Genomic DNA, 1413 nt, shown 5'->3' with positions numbered 1-1413 from the left:
GTCAGGCTCTGCAGCACGGCTGGTTGCTCTGCATACAACCTGCCTTGAAATCGTCCTAATTCCAACGCGGCTTTTTCATACATGCCAGCGGTCAAGTCTAAACCAGTTACGCCATCGATATATTCCAGCCACAGATAGTATTCATATCCTTCGGGATTAAACTCTCGGCGTGATAACATATCGGCCACCGAAGAGCTTGTGAAAAAGTCGTTCCCAATTCAGAAGAATACAAATCATATTCCCTGCGCCATGAACTAGGATCACCGTAGCGCTCCCACTTGTTCTGGATTTTCAACACTATACGGTAAGGTAATTTTTCACCATCCTCGGTTTCAGCGATTCCCGTTACTAAGTTTACATTCCCCACAGTTCCGCCCTTTAACGGAATTGATTGGTAGTCAGTAGATATGATATTCGTTTTGAAGCGTTGGTTCAAAGTATAAATCAGCTTTTCAAGTTCGATTTTCATTAATTCCTCCATTTTCTTCTTTTTAGATGAGACAGCGCATATTATCCTGGATATATTCGTTATCTTGTTGTTGGGGAATATAAACATCCAGTTAATATGTTTTTTTATGGTGAATCGTTTTGAATAAATTCCACTTTAGAATTTTCAAGAATTTACATAATTTTACCAGAATATAGTTTACATTCATATGCCTAATAAAAATATAGAAGGGAATTCAAGTTTTTCTTTAAACTACATAAGTGAAATCCTTGACTATAAATATCGTTTTTTTGAAGATAGTTGTTCAATTATATGTGCCAGCGCCGGCCATTGAACAAAAGTATAACCTCGTTCTTCATACAGATAGGTAAAGGTTTGACATTATCTCCCCCTTTTCCCCCTGTTCACACCGTACATGCGACTTTCACCGCATACGGCGTTCCAACTAATCTAATTCATTCGATTCTATGTATTTAATGAATAGAAGTTATTTCTTTTTCCTAGTCAAATTGCTTCATTTTCACAGCCTTTACGTAGTTCATTGATTTTATCTTTTTGTTTTTTAGAAAATTTTAAATCACCTAGTAGTGATTTTATCTTTTCTTTATTCTTCATATGGACTATACGATGAACAGTTTCATGTAACACTATCAAATTTGAATACCTATCATCTCTTGAGAGATGATAAGGTATCTTATGATGGCAGTGCCAATCGTTAAATCCTAGTTCAACTCCTGAGATTGCACATCTTCCATATTGGGCAATGAATTTGCTTATACGATTGTCATTATATTCAATCGTTCGACTAGGAATAAAGTTTTTCATAACATAGCTTAATACTCTTTTGTTAATCGCCTTTAGGTTTTGATGAATTTTGTTTCTGCCGACGGCAGTATAGTTACATATGTCTTGAGAGAAACATAGATTTGTTTTGTGTCGTTGTGCATAAATCGGCACAAATACCA

General features: G+C 35.9%; 2 protein-coding genes. Both read right to left on the bottom strand.

What is annotated here, in order from left to right; all coding sequences use genetic code 11:
* Positions 1 to 106: 106 nt before the first annotated feature.
* Positions 107 to 469, bottom strand: a complete 363-nt coding sequence (locus ACFSCX_RS16205) for a hypothetical protein (RefSeq protein WP_377929293.1) — start codon at positions 467 to 469, stop codon at positions 107 to 109.
* Positions 470 to 952: 483 nt separating this feature from the next.
* Positions 953 to 1413: HNH endonuclease signature motif containing protein (locus tag ACFSCX_RS16200; protein ID WP_377929292.1), on the bottom strand; the 461-nt coding region annotated here is incomplete at its 5' end.

The organism is Bacillus salitolerans (genome assembly GCF_042680805.1).
Classification (GTDB): Bacteria; Bacillota; Bacilli; order Bacillales; family SA4; genus Bacillus_CJ; species Bacillus_CJ salitolerans.
Note: the sequence above shows the minus strand (reverse complement) of the source record. Positions and strands in the feature narration are given on the sequence as shown.

What these genes read in the sequence shown, in the direction of transcription:
- ACFSCX_RS16205 (WP_377929293.1), bottom strand. Translation starts at nt 469, where the DNA reads ATGAAAATCGAACTTGAAAAGCTGATTTATACTTTGAACCAACGCTTC.